Source organism: bacterium, assembly GCA_036504735.1.
GTDB lineage: Bacteria > Electryoneota > RPQS01 > RPQS01 > RPQS01 > DASXUQ01.
The window spans coordinates 69646-88639 of the sequence record DASXUQ010000010.1 but is presented as its reverse complement, the minus strand read 5'-3'; the positions used below and the strand labels follow the sequence as shown (position 1 = coordinate 88639).

11 protein-coding genes are annotated in these 18994 nt (G+C 58.7%); 6 read left to right on the top strand and 5 right to left on the bottom strand.

The features are described 5' to 3' along the window. The first annotated feature begins 262 nt into the window (after positions 1-262). Genes VGL38_09650 through VGL38_09635 form a run of 4 tightly spaced genes read left to right on the top strand, consistent with a single transcriptional unit; the run spans position 263 to position 6196 of the window. Positions 263-2101 (top strand): T9SS type A sorting domain-containing protein, encoded by a 1839-nt coding sequence (locus tag VGL38_09650; protein ID HEY3295693.1) that lies wholly within the window; start codon positions 263-265, stop codon positions 2099-2101. Between the two features lie 33 nt (positions 2102-2134). After that, on the top strand, positions 2135-4693 hold the full coding sequence (locus VGL38_09645) for a T9SS type A sorting domain-containing protein (protein HEY3295692.1): 2559 nt from the start codon (positions 2135-2137) through the stop codon (positions 4691-4693). A gap of 7 nt (positions 4694-4700) precedes the next feature. Next, a complete protein-coding gene (locus VGL38_09640; GenBank protein HEY3295691.1) occupies positions 4701-5363 on the top strand; it encodes an ATP-binding cassette domain-containing protein in 663 nt (220 codons plus the stop codon). Then, entirely contained in the window at positions 5360-6196 is an 837-nt protein-coding gene (locus VGL38_09635; protein HEY3295690.1) for a permease-like cell division protein FtsX, read from the top strand. The genes VGL38_09640 and VGL38_09635 overlap by 4 nt, the downstream gene beginning before the upstream one ends. A 78-nt stretch (positions 6197-6274) precedes the next feature. On the opposite strand, the gene VGL38_09630 is transcribed toward VGL38_09635, so the two are convergent. The 4 genes from VGL38_09630 to VGL38_09615 form a co-directional block, all read right to left on the bottom strand. Further along, positions 6275-6844, bottom strand: coding sequence for a cytochrome c (locus tag VGL38_09630; GenBank protein ID HEY3295689.1), 570 nt, complete (start codon positions 6842-6844; stop codon positions 6275-6277). 514 nt (positions 6845-7358) lie between these two features. Next, a complete protein-coding gene (locus tag VGL38_09625) occupies positions 7359-12761 on the bottom strand; it encodes a carboxypeptidase regulatory-like domain-containing protein (protein HEY3295688.1) in 5403 nt (1800 codons plus the stop codon). Between the two features lie 464 nt (positions 12762-13225). Continuing rightward, complete coding sequence (locus tag VGL38_09620; GenBank protein HEY3295687.1) at positions 13226-13759, bottom strand: isoprenylcysteine carboxyl methyltransferase family protein; 534 nt, start codon at positions 13757-13759, stop codon at positions 13226-13228. Beyond that, positions 13756-14841 carry a 3-oxoacyl-[acyl-carrier-protein] synthase III C-terminal domain-containing protein gene (locus VGL38_09615; GenBank protein ID HEY3295686.1) on the bottom strand — a complete coding sequence of 362 codons (1086 nt, stop codon included), beginning with the start codon at positions 14839-14841 and terminating at the stop codon, positions 13756-13758. The genes VGL38_09620 and VGL38_09615 overlap by 4 nt, the downstream gene beginning before the upstream one ends. Positions 14842-15088: 247 nt before the next feature. On the opposite strand from VGL38_09615, the gene VGL38_09610 reads away from it, so the two are divergent. Beyond that, positions 15089-16867 carry an ATP-binding protein gene (locus tag VGL38_09610; protein HEY3295685.1) on the top strand — a complete coding sequence of 593 codons (1779 nt, stop codon included), beginning with the start codon at positions 15089-15091 and terminating at the stop codon, positions 16865-16867. Between the two features lie 168 nt (positions 16868-17035). Further along, the gene (locus tag VGL38_09605) at positions 17036-17605 is read left to right on the top strand and encodes a hypothetical protein (GenBank protein ID HEY3295684.1); all 570 of its coding nucleotides are present in this window, start codon (positions 17036-17038) and stop codon (positions 17603-17605) included. A 9-nt stretch (positions 17606-17614) separates the two neighbouring features. On the opposite strand, the gene VGL38_09600 is transcribed toward VGL38_09605, so the two are convergent. Further along, positions 17615-18991, bottom strand: a complete 1377-nt coding sequence (locus VGL38_09600) for a TIR domain-containing protein (GenBank protein ID HEY3295683.1) — start codon at positions 18989-18991, stop codon at positions 17615-17617. Positions 18992-18994 lie beyond the last annotated feature (3 nt).

Below are 18994 nucleotides of genomic sequence, written 5' to 3'. Positions count from 1 at the left end.
GAGTTCGGATACCCACGTTTTACAATATATTGACGTCTGACAAGCTTAGAATATAAGCAATCTCTCCCTGAAGGTCAAGTGTGATTGTTTTCACAAAAGCATAATTTACAACAATCACACATAATGGCCTTCAAGCGGGTGAGGGTCAAAGGGCTCACTTTGGCTTTCACGGTGCCGATCTTCTTTCAACGGGATTGCTGATTTGGATGTTCCATTCATCCCTCATCGCACATTTTTCACCCCTTCGTCAAGGAGGCCATCCGTGAATTACCGCATATGCTATGCCATCTGCGCCCTTGTCCTCCTGCTTGCAAAAAGCGGCCCTTCGCAGGCGCAGCCCATTGGCGAAACCCACGTGGCGGGGACCACATGGTGGGACACTCAGCAAAATGCTTCCTGCGGCAGAATGATTGCCGTGGATGACAGCGGTAATGTCCACGTTGTCTGGACGAACGGTCTGACGTCTGACTATTACGGCCCGCGGCATGTTTACTACAATCGTTGGGGGCCGCAATTTACCCGCTTCGCCTACGATTCCGGCCTGCAGGTGGATACGTTCCGCCGTGGTGGCTACGTGAACCTGACATTGGATCGCGAAGGCTATCCCCTCGCCGCCTTTCACGGCGTGATGACGGACTCCAGCGGCACAGCTTTTCACGTGGCCCTGTGCCGGATCGGCTGCGATGATATAACCCTGCTTCCCAACCCCCGGAATGGCTGGCTGGTATGGCCCAAGGTCGTGGTGGATGTAAACAACCATGTCCATGTGCTTGCCAACCGGGATGACAGCTTCCTCGGATTCAATTACGAATTCTATTATGCACAGGGTGCGCCCGCTCCTGACAGTTCATTCTGCGAGTACACATGGCAACCGGTGAATGGCGGTTCCGTGTTGCAGTCCATAGACACGCTCGGCGTGGCATCCTATGTTATTGCCGCATCCCGCACGTCACCGCGCGTGGCAATGGGATGGCTGCGCGCCTACTATCGAGATCCGGCGGCAGACTATCAGACAGAATGGAAAGATGTGGAACTGAGCTTGTCCGGCGACGGTGGAGAGACATGGGGGCCGCGTCTGAATATCACCCAGTTTACGCCCGGCGATACGGCGTGTCTCGCGGCGACTCACGATACCCTTCACTGCAATCGGGACACTCTCTGGGCACATGCGGATCTGAGCCTGCTGTTCGACCGCACCAACGGCCTGCACGCGGCGTTCACCACGACGGGCTACTGGACATGGGCGTCAGGGCATTCGCAGGGGCGCTACAGCGCCAGTGAAGGCCTTATCTGGCACTGGTCCGAAGCCACCGGCCAATTCAGCCTCGTGGCGGATGGGTGGATCGCCGCCGCTCCGAACCTTCCCGGTGCATGGCAAAGGATGGTCTGCCGTCCATCGTTAGCCGTTGATCCTTCCAACGGTTATCTTTACTGCTCGTACGCGCGCTATGACACCGCGCAGGTCTCCGAAGGCGGATACTTCAACTCCGATGTTTGGATCTCCGTCTCCACCGATAACGGCATCGCATGGAGCACCGGCACCAACGTCACCCGCACACGGCCCGCACTCATTCCCACTCCGTCCGGAGAATGCTTGTCCGAACGCGAGCCGACTGTGGCCGAAACCGTGAGCGATGGGGCTTTGCATCTGTCCTATGTGCTGGACCGGGATGCAGGTGCCGTGTCATACAGCGAAGGCGTGGCCACGCTGAATGATTTCATCTATCAGCGCGTCCCGGTGGATTCCATCGCCACCACACCCCTTATGCCGCGCTATCCCCTGCACTGGGATTCCAGCGGTTTCCTTGCAGCCCAGAAGGGTTCCTTCATCCCTCATCCTTCAGCCTTCAGTCTTTCGGCATTTCCGAATCCTTTCAATAGCACGGCTACGCTGCGCTTTGAATTGCCGGCGGCTTCGGTGGTCACCGTGGAAGTGTTTGATGTGCTGGGCCGTAGTGTCTATCGCCAGAACTTGGGGCGAATGATTGCCGGAGAACACCGGCAGCGGTTTGACGGTTCGGATCTGTCCTCGGGCGTGTACTTTGCCGCACTGTGGACTGAATCGGCCACGCGGGTGCAGAAGATGATGCTCTTAAAGTAAATGATCGTGAACAGACATAGGCCAGCAACTTACATGAGACTGTCACGCATAGCGAGCACGTGGATCAGAGCATGGGCCATTGGGTGTGCTGCAATCATCGTTGCCACGCTTCCCGTGTGGGCAACCACACCCCTGACGCAGACAGCTTTCTTTGTCCAAAATGAAGGCCAGTGGGACGGCGCATTCTCTTTCAAATACGACGCCCCCGGCGCCACCTACTTCCTGAACTCATCCGGCCTGACGCTGGACCTGCATTCCCCCGAGCCCCGCACCGCCCCCTTAGATTGTCATCTCGTTAGAGTCCGTGGACTCCACCGGAGTCTACGACCTGCAGCCCGTTACCCTTTCACTTGTCATCCTGCAGCCCGTCTGCGAGATGCAGGATCTCTCGGGGACTCGCCGCTACCACGCACAGTAAAAGGCCACGTCCTGAAGCTCTCGTATGTCAGCGCCAACCCCACCCCCATCTTAACCGGCGAAGACAAACTCCCCAGCTACAGCAACTACTTCCTGTCCAAGGATAGCTGCCGTTGGCGATCCCGTGTGGGCCACTACCGCACCGTCACCGCCCAGGATGTCTGGCCGGGGATTGACGTCCAATACCGCATCGCCGCCCAAGGGGTCGAAACCGTCTACCACGTCCACCCCAGTGCCGATGCATCCCTGATTCAACTGCGCTACGAAGGGCAGGATGGCGCAATCACCGTAGATGCAAACGGCAGTTTGCTCTTGTCTACCTCGCTGGGCACCGTCAAGGAACAGGCGCCCTTTGCCTACCAGAACATCAACCACGCCCAAATCGAAATCCCTTGCCGCTACGAACTGACCGCTGAGGGCGGCTATCACTTCGTTTTGGGCTCGTATGATATGACACGGGAGGTGGTGATTGATCCACTGGTGTATTGCAGCTATTGGGGTGGAGGGAGCTTAGACGAGGTCTATGCCATCGGCGAGGACCCTCAGCATCATAAGCTGGTAGCAGTGTATCTGTATTTTGGCAATGATGGCTATCCGATCACTCCCGGAGCCTACCAGACCATCGCCGGAGAATACGGCGTGGGAGCCCTTTCCAAATTCAATGCCGCCGGGGATAGTCTGCTGTTTTCCACCTTCCTGGGCGGTGTAGAGCAATGGAGCTATTGTGTGATCGGCGATGCTCAAGGGTCGGTTTACGTGGCGGGTGATGCCGATCTTTCCTACGGCGGTTCCGTGCCCCTGACCGCAGATGCCTTTGACACCACGGCCGTCGGTCTGGGGGAAGGATTCTTCTCCCGTTTTTCTGCCGACGGCACGTCTCTCGAGTTCAGTTCGTACATCGGTGGTTCAGACCGCGATTATGTCCGGGACTTGGCGATGGACTCCACAGGAGACGTTTACCTCTGCGGGAATGCCAGCCCAACAGGCTTTCCGGTGACGCCCGACGCTCTTTATCCTCAGGGCTTGGGCGGGGGAAATGGCTTCTTGGCGGTCTTTGACCCCCGGAGTTCGACGCTGCGTTACTCTACCCTTTTCCCCGCAGGTCCGGATGGTTCAGCGTCTGCAAGCGGGCTAACTTTGGGGAACAATCGTCGGGTGTGGCTCTGCGGTAATTCGTGGCACGGTGGCATCCCGATTACGGATAACGCCTTTCAAGGAGAGTTGGTCGGAGATCAGGATGCCTTCGTTGCCCTGATCGACCTGCAGGCAGATAGCCTCGTCTACAGCTCTTACCTCGGTGGATCATCACCCAGCTATGGCAACGAGCTGGCGTGCAGAGTACTGCCTTTAGGCGGGGACACGATCATCGTGGGCGGCATGACCTCCTGTGCCGATTTTCCGTTCACGTCCGACGCTTTTGATACCGTTGCCCCGGTGTCAGACCATCCCAAAATCTTCTTGACGATGCTCGCGCTGCCGAACACCTTGGTCCGCTCGACCTTCCTTGGAGGCGATTGGACAACGCCCCACGGGTTCGCACTGGATCGGCACGGCTCGGTGCTGGTAGCCGGACGCCCGGAAGACGCGAACTTTCCGGTCACGCCCGATGCCGAGGTCCGCAGCTTCCGCGAGATCTCCGTCAGCCGCATGAGCCGCGATCTGCGCCGTCTTGAATACAGCACCTTCCTTGGCGGCAGCAACCACACCCGTCCCTGCGGCTTTTTGTGGGAACCGGGGCGGGGAGTCTGGCTCTGCGGAGTCACCAAAAGCAATGACTTGCCAACCACTCCGAATGCGTTGATTCGACAGTACCCTTGGCCCGGCGATGATGAGGAATATGGCTTCATCCTCTGCTATGCCCTTCCCGGCGATACGATTCCTGATAATGCGAGACGCTCAGTTAGCCCTTATCCCTTAGCGCTTAGCCTTTCCTGTTTCCCGAATCCCTTCAACAGCACCGTCATGCTGACGTACGAACTGCCCACGAGCGGCCATGTTGAGGTGAAGGTGTTCGATCTTTTAGGTCGGGAAGTGGCGGTGCTGCACGATGGAATGACGGAAGCGGGCGCGCACTCGGTTCGCTGGGACGCGCAGGGAATGGCCTCCGGAATTTATTTTGTTACGCTGCGCTCTGCCCGCCAAACGCAGACGCAGAAAATCATGTTGCTGAAATGAGTTTCGAATGGATGATCAGTCGCCAGTCATAGATCTGGTCAATGTGTTTACGGGGTTCGACGAGCGGGCCGTGCTGCAAGGGGTGACGCTCAAGGTCACCAAGGGCGAAGCCGTGATTATCGAAGGCGCCACCGGCGCGGGCAAAACCACGCTCATCCGCTTGCTGCTGGGTGCGCTGCCCGTGCGCTCCGGCTATGCCCACGTGCTGAATACCGACCTCGCCCGCGCCGCCAAGGATGATCTCACCGCCCTGCGGCGCAAAATCGGCGTCGTGTTTCAGATTCCCCGCTTTCTCGATCAGGAGACCGTGCTCACCAACGTCTCGCTGCCGCTGGCTATTGCCGGAGAAAGGGCGCGGCGCTGCCGCACGGACGGCGCGCGCGCGCTGCTCGATACCGCCCTGCACAACAGCGCGCGCAAACGGCCCGCGCAGCTTTCGGGCGGAGAACAGGCCCGGTTGCAGATTGCCCGCGCCCTGATTCACCGTCCCTATCTGCTGCTGGCCGACGAACCGTTCGCCCATCTCGATCCCGATTCCGCCGAAGCCGCCGAGGACCTTTTGGAAACCGCGCACCGCCGCGGCGCGACGCTGGTGATCACCACTCACCGTCCTACACGGCTGGCCGAACACGCCCGCCGCGTGCGGCTGGAAGGCGGCATTTTAGTATGAACCTGCGGCTCGCCTTTCAATTGGGCTGGGGCACCCTGCGTTCGCGCCTGGCCCTCACCATGCTCGCGGTGATTCTGATCTCCCTCGGTGCGGCGGTGGCCGCCGGACTGTGGGGCACGGTCTATCTGCTGCACGGCCTGCAGCGGGACTTTCTCTCCGCCCTGTCGGTGGAACTGGATCTGGTGAGCGATTCCGACGCCATGCGCGATGCCGTGATGTCCCGCGCCGACGCCTGGCCGTCCTCGGAATTCGTACAGTACATTCCTGCCGAGCAGACGCTGCATGATGTTCAGAAAGAGACCGGCGAGGATCTGGTCTCGCTCTTCGGCGGCAATCCGTTTCCGCCGATGGTCCGCGTGCGTTTTGGCCGCATCACGCTGGCGCAGGTAGACAGCCTCACCGAGGCCGCCAGGCGTTGGCCGGAAGTCTCGCAGGTGGTCTATCCCCGCAGCCTGTGGCAGGATGTGGACCGCTTCATCGAACGTTTTCAGGGCGGGCTGGGACTGGCCGCAATGGGCTTCATTCTTGCCGCCATCGGCCTTGTCGGGCTCTGTCTGCATGCTCAGGTGCGCAACCGCGCCGCTACGTGGGAATTCCTGCGCCTGTCCGGAGCATCCGGCAGCACGCTGCGGCTGTCGGTCTTCGTGCAGGGCGCGCTGGCCGGAGCCCTTGCCGGAATTGCCGCCTCCGCCCTGCTCTACGGCCTGACCGCAATCTATGGCTGGCTGTTTCTGCGGGAGGTAAGTTTGCCCTTGAGCTTCTATGGCATGGCTTGGCTGGCCGCCGTGCTTTCAGGTCTCCTGGCCGGAATCTTCTCCGTGCGCCGCGTGTAAGCGGCGACACACAGAACTATGCGAAAAGGGCGCCACAACGGCGCCCTTTCGCTTATTTCACAATCCTTCCATCCACCGCTATTCATGCTCGCCGTGGCCGCCATCGCCGTGGTCGTCGTCTTCATGCTCGCCGGGCTTGGGAAGTCCCGCCAGCACCCGCAGAGAATCATATTGCGAAGGAGTCATATTCGGCAGCCGCAGCGCGAAGGCGGTCATCGCCCACAAATCCTGATCCGAATGGGTGGGTCCAAAGGCCGGCATTCCCGTGTCCTTGAAACCCGTCTTGATGATCCAGTAGAGTTCCGCCGGCGTCCAGTCGGCAATGGCTTCTTTCAAGTCCGGCGGCGGCGGATAGAGCCCTTCTCCGATTTCCGACCGCATAATTCCCGGCGCGCCGTGGCAAACCACGCACATCTCATGGAAGTGCAGAAACCCGTTGGCAAGCTGCGCCGTGCTGCCCAGCGGCGGCACCGTGATCTGTTTGGCTTGACGCCGGACAGAGTTGTCCGCGGCAATGTGCGCCATCCTTACAAACATCCGGCTGTGCGGGCGCAGGGCCGATACATCGTAAAGTCCCGAATGCAGCGCGTAAAACGCCACCGCTGCGGCAGCCACCACCACCACGAGCACGACAATAAATGTTCTCATAAGTCTTCCATGTGGAAAGGCCGAATGACAGGCAAGCCCCGACGGCTATTCGGCCACGATTATCCGTAAGATGTGTATTGCGCGGTTTGGGATCGCCGCCCTTCGCGGAGGATAGTGCGCAGTTTCCGCTTCTTTGCCCGGCGGCTGGCATCGAGACCGTTTGGCATGGTGACCCTCTTGAGGAGTAGACGTTGGCATAAGAGAGGTGCGCATGGCCGACGGGCCGGATGTCGGACTATAGATAACAAATTCGTTCGTACTTGTCAACTGAGTCCCATTCAACCGGGGCGCAGGATAGACATAGATAGCAAAACGGATCGCAAGTCCGGCCCCGCCTTCCTGTAAACCAGCATCCGTTCTGAGGACGCGAACCGCCCGCTTCATGTTCCCGTGTCGATGCTCGCGTTTCCAGCGTTCCTTCGCGCGCAGGGTGTTGGAGTAAGACAGGTCAGGCCGGATAACAGAACGCCCCGCTTTCGCGGGGCGTTCTGCATCCAAATGGATAGCTCTCGGCTCAGCGGGCGCCGAGACGAACCGGCTGAGACGGGGCAGACTCTGCCAACGTGCCGTCCCAGGACGTGACTTCGTAGAACAACTTGGCATTTGCCGTATTGAACGGAATGCTCAAGGTGCCGTTGGCGGTCGAACCCACGAGGGTAGTCGCACCGCCCCATACGGATCGAGAGTAGACTCTGTACGACGGAGCGCCCGTGCCGGCCCAACGGAGGATGAGCTGGTTGAGAGCGGGATCGTACGCCAGGGTCAACTGCGTCGGCGGATTCAACACGCCCACGATGAAGGTCAACGGAATCGTCACAGGATTGTGAGCGACGTCGTTGGAGGCGACCGTCAAGGTGCCCAAGTACTGGCCGGCCGTCAGACCTGCAGAGTTGAAGTTCAGGTGAACCCACGCGCAGGTGTTCGGCATGACCTGACCGGCGGTCGGCGGAGTGATGCTCAGCCACTGCGGAACCGGCGGCACAGCCGCGAACCGAACCGCGAGGTTGTTCTGAACATACGCCGCATTGTAGACAACCTGCAAGCCGTCCGTACCGGTCGCGTTCTGCTGACCAACGGTGCAACCATTGTTGGTGCCGTTCATCGACATAAACTGCACAACCCAATGGCCGTCCGGATAGAGGATGGCTTCGAACGTCACGTTGCCGGTTCCGTCATAGTGCGGGACCGCGTCCCACTCCACGATGAAGCGGTTGTTGGCGACGTCATTGTAGTACCAGATGTTACCCGAGGTGGAAGAATTCAGGTCTTCCCAGAACGGGGCAAGCATGGTCAGCGGGGCCGACGCACTGGGGATGGTTGTGTTGCCCCATGGCGTTACGCCCGTGGTTCCCATCTGAAGGAAGCCATTGGTGCATACCCAGACCGAGCTGTACGCCGTGCCGTAGAAGTTGAACTGCCACGGCAGGGTTAGGGCCGTTCCGGCGTCATCCGCATGCAGACCGGTGTTGATACCGGTGGCATTGATTTCCACCCAGTTGAAGGTCGGTCCACCCGGCTCGGCGGAGTCGATCCAGCGATAACCGAAGACGTCCGGTCCACCCTGTGCATCGAGCTGATTACGGCCGCGAGCACCCTCGGAAACGTGGGTCTTGTCGGCCTTCACAGCCATCGTGAAGCGGCCTTCCGCCATATCCTTCGACATGTTGGGCGAAGCGTTCGGCTGAACGTCCAACAGGGTCAAGGCGGGGGTAATCTGGTGGTAGGCCATCGTCCAGTTGAGCGGGCAGATGCCCGTGTTGCAAATGTGCACCGAATCCGTAGCCGTTCCATTCAACGGAACGCTCTTGGTGATGCTGCTCGGCGTGATCACTGCCGTGGGCGAACCCTGGCAGCCGACACCCGTGCTGAAGCGCACCGCGCGGCCCGTAGCGATACCCATGCTGGTAGTCGGCAGCGTCGACAAATGCTGGTAGTTGTTACCAACAGTGCCGGTGCTGTTCTGGACACCAACCTGGCTCGGGAACGTCGGCTGAGTCAGAGCATTGTACTGGAAGACCACATCGCAGTCGCCGGTGGCCGTCGGATAGTACAGCGGATCATAGACGATGATTTCGAAAGTCTCCGGAGTCGTCGAGTTGCAGCAATGGTTGGTCTGATAGTACTCGAGGATGAAGACGTGCTGGGCGGCATCGTAATACGTCGCCACCTGGCCGCCACCCGGAGGATACATGTCAGCGCCGAACGGATAGTAACCCGCCGGATAGCCGGGCACAGGGATCGTGCCGCCCGGAATGCTGCCGTAGCCCGTGCCGAAGGTCATGTAGCCGTTGGAACCGACGAAATACTGCGTGTAGTCCACGCCGTACACTCGCATCGTAAACGGAGCCGTAAACGGACCGACGAAGTTGTCATCGGCCAGACCCGTAACCTGTGTGCCGGGGCCGCCTTCTGACGGGGAAATTCCGCGCCAGTTGTAGACGGGACCGTTGGGATCTACGTTTTCGCAAGCCACATAGCCATAGGCGTCGGCGGGCGAGCACTGCAGAGCCGGATTGCTGATCAACGTGATGTTACGCGTAGTCGTGTTTCCGGACGTGACCACGATCCCCAGACCGGTGTCAGGCCAGCAGCCGGTAAACGCCGTCGCGACGTTGTACGTGGCAGCCGGAAGACCCGTGAAGGAGTAGAAGCCCGACGCGTTGGTCGTGGCGGTCGGACGGCCGGTACCGATAAGTGTAAGGACGGCGCCTACTGCCGGGCCGCCGTTGCAGGACGTCACCGTGCCGGACAGCGTGCCGGCCGCGTTCAGGGTCACGTTGACCGTGACCATCTGAAGCAGAGCCACCACGTGGTTCGGGGAATCGACATCCGAGCAGCTGCTGCTGGCCGCATGCACCGTGAAGGTGCCGGCATCGCTGTAGCGCAGATAATGGCCGGACGCATCCGTCGTGCACGGAGCCAGCGTCGACGTCGGGAAGGTCACAATCGCGCCGACAGCCGGGCCGCCTGTGCAATTGGTCACTGTACCCTGGAGGCCTGTCGGAGCGCGCAGCGTCAGGTTCACCGTGGTGGTCTGGTTGTTATTGACCACGTTGTTGTCCTGCTCGGCAAACGTGCAACCCACCTTGTCGCCGCGGACGTTGTACGTTCCCGCGACCATGTTGATCGAATAATGGCCATTGGCATCCGCCGTGATGGACGGATAGAACGAACCGGGGAAGGACACCGTGGCGTTGGCCGCCGGGCCGCCCGTGCAGTTCGTAATCGTGCCGGCCATCGTGCCGGTCACCGGAGGCGTGCAACCGCCGAAGCAGATCGCGCGGCCGCTCACGAGCGGCTGAGCATGAGGATCATACGTCGTGTTGTACTTGTGCACATAGGCACGCGTGCTGTCCTGGATACCCACGCCGCAGTTGGAGGCGTCGGATACCGTGTTGTACTGCAACAGGAGCTGGCTGTTGCCGTTGGGAGCCGGGTTGGTGGCAAAGTTGTACAGCCACACCTGGAACGTCTCGGGACTGCCGCTCGAGTAGTGCTGAATCTGGTGATACTCGATGATGAAGGCATTCTGCGCCGCCAGATAATACGTGCTGACGTCTCCACCAATCGGCGGATAAAGGTCGCGCGAGAACATCTGAATCGAATGGCCAAGGAACGCCGAGGGCAGCGTGAACGGGCCGATACCGCCGTAGCCGAAGTCAAAGGTCAGATAACCGTTCGAGCCAATATAGAACTGCGTGAAGTTACGATCGTAGAAGCGGAACGTGAACGGCAGGGTGAACGGGCCGACGAAGTTGTCATCCGACAACCCGGTGACCAGCGTACCGGGACCGGCCGCATTCGGGGAAATTTCAACCCAGTTGTAGGTCGGACCGTTCTGATCGCCGTTTTCACAGGCGATATAGTTGTCCGCATCCGGGGTGCTGCACATATACATCGGATCGACCGTGAGCGTGAAGTTCTGGGTGGTGTTCGCGCCAATCACGACGCCGTTCACCGTCTGCGGGCCGCAACCGGCGCCCGCCGCGCTCATGTCATACGTGCCCTGCGGAACCGCGCTGATCGAATAGTGACCGGCAGCGTCGGTGGTGGCAGGAGTAATCGGGGTGTTCAGAATCGTCACCGTGGCGCCGACAGCCGGGCCGCCGTTGCAACTGGTGACCGTACCCTGCACGATGCCCGCGGGGGCAAGCTGCAGCGTGGCGTTCTGGGTCGTATTCTGGCCCGTCACCACCACCACGCCGGGGATGTTCTGCGCGACATACGCAAACTTGGCGAAGTGCAGGGTATACGTGCCGGCCGACAGCGGCAGGTCATAATGGCCCGTCGCATCGGTCTGGACGCTCTGCACGCCGTTGGCGTTGCTGACCGTCGCACCCACGATCGGGTTGTTGGACGCGTCGCGCACCAAGCCGACCACGTGTCCGAGGTTGGACACGGAGACGACGGCGGCGTAGCCGTCCACGAAACCGTTACCGAACTGATTGTTCTCCGTGGCCGGCGGCGTCACATAGCCCGTGCGGATGGCCGTGTTGAGGAGCGCCTGCTTAATGGTCTGCGGATCGCAATTGGGGCACGCTTCACGCATCAGGGCAACGATACCCGAAATGTGCGGCGTGGCCATCGACGTGCCGCTCCACGTGTTCTGATAGGTGCCACCGGGGACCGAGGACAATACGTTGACACCAGGCCCGGCAATTTCCGGCTTGATGTTGTTCGGATTGGCCGGCGTACAGGGCGTCGGGCCCGTGCTGGAGAAGCTGGCCAGCGGATACGGAGCCACCGGATTGGTGGTGCCGTCGACAGCCGCCACCGAGAAGATCTGCGTGGCGTTCATCGAATAGATCGCCGGGCTGCGAAGACCACTGGAGGCCTCGTTGCCGGCGGCGAAGATCACAACGATGCCAGCCGCTTCCGCGTTCAGAATCACCGTATTCCAGTAATCAAAGCACTGCGTATAGACAGGGTCGCCGCCGATGTTGGCGTAGACGCCCCAGCTATTGTTGATCACGTCCGGAACCGCGGCCAGCGAATGGGCGACGGTATCGGGATCGGTAAACCACTGGAAGCTGGCGAAAATTTCGTTGTCCAGCGTCCGGCCAACGCTCATATTGATGGCGTTGTTGGAAATCCACCGCGCATTCGGCGCGCAACCCACCCACGTCGTGTCCGTACCCACAACGCCGCGGCCGGTCATGGTACCCATCGTGTGCGTACCGTGGCTGCCGTTATCGGTCGGGAACGTCGTGTTGTGGTTGATATTGTCCTTCCAGCACTGCCACCAGGGAGCGAAGTTACCGCGCCACCGCGACGCGAGCGCCGGGTGCGTGCCATCCGTGCCGGTATCGCAGTCGCCGATGAGCACGCCGTTACCGGTGATGCCCAATTCTTCGTTCACACGAAGGGCGCCGACTTCCTGAATACCCACCGCCAACGTACGGGTGTCCAGCGGATTGCGCCCGTGGCGCTGGCTGTCATCCTGCTTGGCGTTCGGGGCCGGACGAATGGGATCGATCAGGACGGGGCGGAAGTTCTCCGTGACATATTTGATGTCGCCACGGGTCCGCAGGCCTTCAATGAAGTCCCGGGTCGCATAAACAATAAAGGCGTTCTCAATCCAGTACGGCGTGTACCCTTGCATGACGCCGTCACTGATCGCCTGGTCGAACTCCGCGCGGATCTTCGGCTGCGTGGATTCGGCATTATAATGCAACGCCGCCAGCACGTCCGTGTGCCGCTTCAGCTTGCTCGCCTTCTCCACGTGCAACCGCTCATCCAGCGCACGAATGTCAATCGGGCTCTCCAAAATCACAATCGCGCTGACAAAGTCCGTATTATGGGCTTTGGACAGCTCATACTCCAACGTCGGCGAGAATTCGGCCGCCATAAGCTTCGGCCCGAATAATCCCGCCCCGAGGAGCAACATGACCAACAGAATACTGATCCTTGCTTTCATGGACAAGTCACCTCATCTTTGACTGTTCCCTTGACCTGATAGACTCGCATATACGTAATTAACCGCACAGGCATTAATGTATATCTTTACGATTGACCGGCGCAAGACTGCGCTGGCTCTTTTTAAAACAAGTCAAAATCGATATGAAGGATTTATCTCCTTGTTTTTAAGAATCTGTAACATTCTCGCGCGCAAAAGGTGCATACCCACGCAGCTTGATCCGAGGCATTTCCTCTGATTCGATCCCCGTCCATATCGTCATGGAGTTGGATCAACTTTAGCACAATTCTGCACCTTTTTACACAAAGGTCCTGTTTGATATAGTTAGATAGACTTAAAGCAAATGGTGCGCACTGCCACTATGCACTGTGCACACCGAGGCAGTTCTCCTACGGAGGTCACGAATTTTATCCCAAGTAGAACACTGCGTTTAGGAAAGAACTGGAGAAGCTGTCTAAACTGTTCTATTTGAGATGAATAAATTCGGAATTATTGACCCCGGCAGAAAGTGCCTGTTCTTCACGCGAGATACGTATGGCCAAAAACACCAGATTCAGGAGAGAAAACAGGAGGGCTGTGAAATAGGCGTGGAAAATCAGCGGGATGGTGAGAAGTTCGAGAGCCACCGCCAGATAATTCGGATGACGCAACAGGCGATATGGCCCCCGCCGGATGAGCGGGGCTCCCGGTAAAACGAGGATGCGGGTATTCCAGAACCGGCCCAACGTCAGGATGCACCAATAGCGTAGCGCCTGAGCCAGCACAAACAGCGCAAACGGCGCCGGCCACCACCACGCCGGCTGGCGGTGCAGTGCCAGGACCTCAAGGGTCAGGGACACAAAAAAGGCCGTGTGCAAGGCCACAGCCAACGGATAGTGCCGTTGTCCCGATTCCACGGCGCCACGCTCTTTCATCCACGCCGCGTTGCGCCGGGCAATCCACAGCTCCGCCAGCCGCTGGCAGACCACAAAGCCCAGCAGCCACCAGAAGCCGCTCACGCTACCCACCGCAGCAGCATCAGTTCCGAGCTGAACCCCGGACCCAATGCCGTCAGCAACCCCGTCTCCCCCGCTCCGACAGGCTTCTGCAGGAACTCCTTCAGCACGTAGATCACCGACGGCGACGACATATTGCCATGCTCCTGCAAGACCCGGTGCGGAATAGCGGTCATCTCTTCGGAGATCCCCAAAGCGTCGCGGTAAGCTTCCAGCACCTTCCGCCCTCCCGGATGCGCAATGAAGTGCTGCATGGCCGACAGCGCCATGCCGTTCTCCGCCAGAAATTCTTCCACGTTCCCCCGCAGCCACGTGCGGATGATGGTAGGAATATCCTTCGAGAACACCACAAACAGCCCGCCGTCCTTCACATCCCACCCCATCACCTGCTCTGAATCGGGCATCAAGGTGGTCTGATGGGCCATCATCACCGGCACGGCATCCAGTCTGCTCTCCACTCTTGCCTCATCTCCCGTCACCAGCGTGCATGCCACTCCATCGGCAAAGATGGATGCCCCCACAAGATTACTCTTGGACAGGTCCTGCTTCTGAAAGGTCAGGCTGCACAGTTCCAGATTGATCACCAGCACCCGCGCTTTCGGAAAGGCCGTGCAGTACTCATTGGCTCGCGCCAGCCCCGCCACTCCCCCCGCACAGCCCAGCCCCCACACCGGGATCCGCTTGGTATGAGAAGAGAACGGCAGCCGGTTCATCACCCGCGCCTCAATGCTCGGCGTCGACATCCCCGTCGTCGACATAAAGAAGATGGCATCTATTGCCTGGCAGGGAATCTCCTCCCTTAGAAAAAATTCGCTCTGCAAGCAGGCGTGGATCGCTTCGATACTGAAGTCGGTGGCCAGCCTGATATAGGTATCATTGCGGTCCTGCAGCGAGTGATCCACCAGAAACCACTCCAGCGGCACCGAAAAATGCCGCGAGGCAATTTCCGTATTGCGAAAGATGGAGAGCAGCCGCGCCACATCCGTAAAGCCCGCCTGAAAATGCTCCTTGGCCTTGGCAACGGCAATTTCCTGTGAGATCAGATGGGGCGGGTCGAAAGTCCCAATCGATAATATGCGTGGCACGTGCGTGTCCTTTCGCGGTAACTACTCTGCGGATGAATGAAGAGTAATATAGGCGGAGATTCAACAAAAACAACCGCGCATTATCGCACATGGGCACCTTTCGATGATACGGTGAGTATAACTCCCGGGAACTTCATTTTCTGCCGCTCTCAGCCTATTAACATGAAATACAGCGGCTTGACATTTAAGTCAAACTATGGTACCTTGATGCGATGATACACTATCCAAGACACTACAGGCGAGAGGCATGAGGCTTTTCGGCAAAATCGGACGGCGGCTGTTGGGCTGGTTTCTGCTCGTCGCCCTTATTCCGCTGCTCTTCATGGGCTATCAGGGCTACTACTTTGCGCGCCGCGCGGTGGAGCAGGAGGTCATGCGCCACATGGAGACCGTCGCGCATTCCAAGCAGCTTGCCATCGAACAGTGGTTTGAGGAGCGCGAGCAAGACATGAACATCCTCGCCGCGGACCCTCTGCTCACCACGCTTCCCGTTGACAGCGCCGCCGTCGTTGCTCTGCTCAAGGCGGTACATGAAAAGTCGCCGTCGTACGTATGGATCCGGGCGGATGTAAATCGCAGGTGGTTCATGGTTCCACCGGGTGATGACACACAAGATTCCAAACAGGAGATGACGCGAGCATTACCGGACGTCGAATTCTGGATTAGCCATATTCACCTTAGAGCACCTTATGGCGCCGTTGTGGAACTCGCTCGCTTCATACACGACTCCGATGGACGTCGAATTGGACGTCTATACGCTACGGTTGCCCTCTCCAATTCTCTGAATCCCATCATCCTCGACACCACCGGCCTCGGGCAGACAGGCCAGGCGTACCTTGTGGACAGGAACAAGGTCATGCTCACGCCCTCGCGGTTCATGAATCATCCCGCCCCGCTCTCGCATACGATGGACACCGAAGGCATTCGCCGCGCCCTTGCCGGAGCCAGCGGTGCGGGAGTCTACAAGGGCTTTGAAGGCCACAGCGCCCACGGCAGTTTCGAGGGCCAGCAGGTGCTGGGCGCGTGGGCCTATTTGCCCAGGCAGGACTGGGCGCTCATCGCCGAGATGAATGCCGATGAAGCCTTTGCCCCTCTCGCCGCACTGCGCCGCAATGCGATTATCGTCGCGCTGCTCACCATGGGCGCGATTCTGATTGTGGTGGCGTGGGTCTCGCGCTCCATCAGTCTGCCCATTCAAAAGCTGGCCGATGCCAGCCTCGATGTCTCCCGTGGCAACTTCGACCGCACCGTCGCCGTGCGTCTCAACAATGAGCTGGGAGATCTGGCGCAGCGGTTCAATCTGATGGTCAACTCCCTGCGCGAATCGCAGCGGCAACTGGTGCAGTCGGCGCGGCTCGCCGCCATCGGAGAACTCGTCGCCAGTGTGGTGCATGAGGTCCGCAATCCGCTCTCGGCCATCAAGATGAATCTGCGGATCCTCGAATCCAAGTGCGCCACCGATCCCATCGTTGCCGAGCATTTCGCCCTCGCCCGCACCCAGACCGAGCGCCTTGAGTCCATGCTCACCGAGCTGCTCGACTATTCCAAGCCTGTCACCCTCAATCGCCGCCCCGTGAGTGCGCAGGCCGTCATCGAGGATGCTCTCGCCCATTTCAAGTCTGACTTACCCGACGGCATAAGCGTCACCACCGAACTGCCGCCCAATCTTCCCCCCATGAATGCCGACCGCGAGCGTCTGGCCCAAGTGCTTTTGAATCTGCTCCTGAATGCTCGTCAGGCCGTGAACGGCGGCGGCACCATTACCATCACCGCCGAGCAAGCCGATCATGCACTGCGCATCTCGGTGCGCGACAATGGCCAGGGCATTTCCGAAGAAAACCTGAAACACATCTTCGAACCCTTCTTCACCACCCGCAAAAACGGCACCGGCCTCGGCCTCCCCAACGCCCGCAAAATCGTCGAGTCCCACGGCGGCAGAATCCAGATTAGAAGCAGGCTGAACAATGGTACGGATGCTTGGATTGAAACTCCGCTGCCAAATGTAGAATCTGATAGGCAAAAATGAATGAGGTGGCAAAAGCCACCAGCACTCACCCTACCTCAATCCTTACCCGCAAATGCACAGATGCACACATTAGATTTCATTTACTACATAGCATTCGTCTTGGCTATAGCCCTTCAATGGCCTTGCAGACCGAGGTCGCATATAGCTCTCGCCCCGAAGGTTGGGCGAATGGCATGCTTTCCGATGTTGGCGGACATGACGTTCGACATTTGCCTCATGTGTGGACTCTTTTCGGGATGGGACGCTCGTTGGTTGATGGTGACGCATGGGTTTGCCGTAGTGGCGTGGGTTCTCGCACTTTCTGGGGAACTCAACAAGGCAACAATTATGACGATCCTCATCATGGTCGTGACGACGATGATTTACCGGATCATGCCGGAGATTCAGATGAGTGGCACCGGCTGGGCGTTCTGGAACATAATGAGCGTAGGGATCTACGAGATGTGTCAGATTTCGATCTTCGTATTGGTAGCATCGATGGCCGTACGCAGTACGTTACTGGCGAAACTGCGGGGATATCACATCGATATTCTTTCGAATCCTAAGAAGCGATTTTTGCTTCCGATTGGCGCGTGGGCAGTAATACTGCCGCTATTTAGTGCGCTAGTGGCATACTTACCGATGACCGTCTACGAAAACCGATATGTGATTGCTTCCCATGTGCTGGTGTGGGGGTGGGTCGTGCTGGAGTTGCCTTATTACGTCTTGCGCAAGCGCTTGCGGGTGAAATACGCGTAACGCACAAGTTCACCTTTCAAGGTCTGTTCCTTGTGGATCCGGAGTTGACATTCCGGTTGTGTTCGCATTCCAAACGCGCAAGGTTCCATCTCGCGATGCGCTTACGGCCAAGTGCGCACCTTGTCTCTCTGCCAAGGCAACCGACGTGATTTCGGCCGTATGGCCCACTCTCGACTTCGGACCCAAGCTCCCTTGGGGATTCCAAAATCGAACGGTACGGTCCGCACTCCCTGAAACCACGCCTGAACCACTGGCTGTCGTAGCGACGCCCAAAACGTCACTGGTATGTTCCTTCAAGGCTTTGACGCATGTCCCGGTTCTCATGTCCCAGCAGCGGATCAAGCGGTCGGCCGATCCCGTCACAGCAGTTCCCCCATTGGCAGTCAACGCGACGGACCATATCCAGGACGAATGACCTTTGAGCACTTTCATATGTTTGGCCTTCCTCAAATCCCAGACGTGAGCGTCTCGCTCGCGTCCTCCGGACACAGCCCAACAAGCGTCAGCCGACATCGCGAGCGTCCACACCCATGATTTGCAGGGGCCGAGATTGAGCATCGCTTTCGGCGGATCTGCATCGAGATGCCATAGCCGTATCATGCCTTCCGCGTCACCCGTCAATACCCGGTCACCACTCGGCGTCGCGCTTATAGATGACACTGGGCATTGCCCCTTATACAATACTTGAGACCGCCTGGACTCGAGATCCCACACGCGAACCGTTCCGTCTGCCGATCCGGATACTGCGCGACGCCCATCCTTCGTAATCACGACCGACAAGATGTCATCGGCATGTCCTTGCAAAACTCCTGTAGAGATACGGTGGACAAGATCCCAACTTCGGACAGTTCTGTCCTTGCCACCAGAAACAGCCCATCTCCCATTTGGAGTCATCGATACGCACAGCACGGTACCTTTGTGTCCAGTCAGGACTGATTCTGCAACCGGTGCGCGTTCCTCACCATCCAAGTCAAGGTCGGGCGCGCAACGGGAAGCCGCGAGTAACTTACCGTACTGCTCTTCTGAATTCAAACGCCAGTCAACATACAAGTAGTGACTAAGAGTGTCCGGGATGGTGCAATTATCAAGGCGAACCGGAACAAAGCGGCGGTCGTTATTGATCGGGTCCCGGAATTGCGCAGACGCCCGCTCCATCTCAACGTATTTGGATTCCAGAGCATTCCTCGACATAAAAAGCAGTAGCACACGGGAGGTCTGGATGCCTTCCTGAACACGGCTGGGAATCGAGTCGCCTGGTTGAATCTCCAAATCGTCCATCCACACGCGTACTCCATCCTGCTTTAGTCGAAACACCAGTGGGTGAACGATGTCCTTGTCCAAGTGACTATAACTGATGAAGACATCGTACGCGAACAGTTGATCCATAAG